Origin of the sequence: Micromonospora sp. M51, assembly GCF_018070305.1 — a bacterium.
Classification (GTDB): domain Bacteria; phylum Actinomycetota; class Actinomycetes; order Mycobacteriales; family Micromonosporaceae; genus Micromonospora; species Micromonospora parva.
The window spans coordinates 1-1011 of sequence record NZ_JAGPXZ010001255.1 but is presented as its reverse complement, the minus strand read 5'-3'; the positions used below and the strand labels follow the sequence as shown (position 1 = coordinate 1011).

The 1011-nt window shown below is 74.6% G+C and carries 1 protein-coding gene and 1 pseudogene; one reads left to right on the top strand and one right to left on the bottom strand.

The genetic code is table 11. The annotated features are described in order from the left end of the window. Positions 1-275 (top strand): annotated as a pseudogene (locus KBX53_RS34085) (carboxylate--amine ligase); the annotation flags it as partial. 27 nt (positions 276-302) lie between these two features. Here KBX53_RS34085 and KBX53_RS34080 read toward each other — a convergent pair. Then, the coding region (locus KBX53_RS34080) for an asparagine synthase-related protein (protein WP_247676612.1) at positions 303-1011 on the bottom strand (709 nt) is incomplete at its 5' end.

The window sequence follows — 1011 nt, the reverse complement described above, 5'->3', positions numbered from 1 at the left end:
CGGCGCACTGGCGGGCCGCCCACGACGGCCTCGACGGCGAGCTGATCGACCTGCGGGCCGGCGGTACCCGCCCGGCCTGGGCGCTCGTCGACGAGCTGATGGCGGTGATCGCCCCGGCCCTGCTGCGCCACGGCGACCTGGGGTACGTGGTGGCGCAACTCGCCCGGCTCCGCCGGGACGGCACCGGCGCGACCCGGCAGCGGCAGGTGCTGGAGCGCGACGGGGACCTGCGCCTGGTCCTCGACGACCTGATCACCCGCACCGCCGCCAGCTGACCGCCCGCCGATGGCGGCGGACGACGTTCAGCTGATGTCGTGCGTCTGCAGCCACAGCTCCAGCAGACCGAGCTGCCACAGTTTGTTGCTCCCGGCCGCCGCCTGCGCCCGGTCCGGCTCGGCGAGCAGGTGCGCCACGTACTCCGGGCGGAACAGTGCCCGCTCGCGGGCGACCGGCGCCTGCAACGCCTCGGCGACCATCTCGCGCACCGGGCCGTCCACGTTGCGCAGCGCCGGCACCGGAAAGTAGCCCTTGGGCCGGTCGATCACCTCGGCGGGCAGCACCTCCCGGGCCACCTCCTTGAGCACGCCCTTGCCGCCCTGGGCGACCTTGTGCTCCGGTGGGCAGTGCGCGGCCAGGGTGACCAGATCCTGGTCGAGGAAGGGCGTACGCACCTCCAGGCCCCACGCCATGCTCATGCTGTCCACCCGCTTGACCGGGTCGTCGGGGAGCATCAGGTGGGTGTCCAGGCGCAGCACGGCGTCCAGCGCGGTCTGCGCCCCGGGCGCGCCGAGGTGGCCGGTGAGCAGGTCCCGGCTGGCGTCCTGCTCCAGCGCGTACGCCGGGCCGACGATGCGGCGCAGCTCGTCGTGGTCGCGGTCGAAGAACGCGGCGGCGAACGTCTCGGCGGCCCCGTGCCGGGGCGCGTCGACCAGTGGCTGGTGGTAGCCGTAGCCGGCGAACACCTCGTCGGCCCCCTGCCCCGACTGGGCCACCTTCACGTGTTGCGCGACC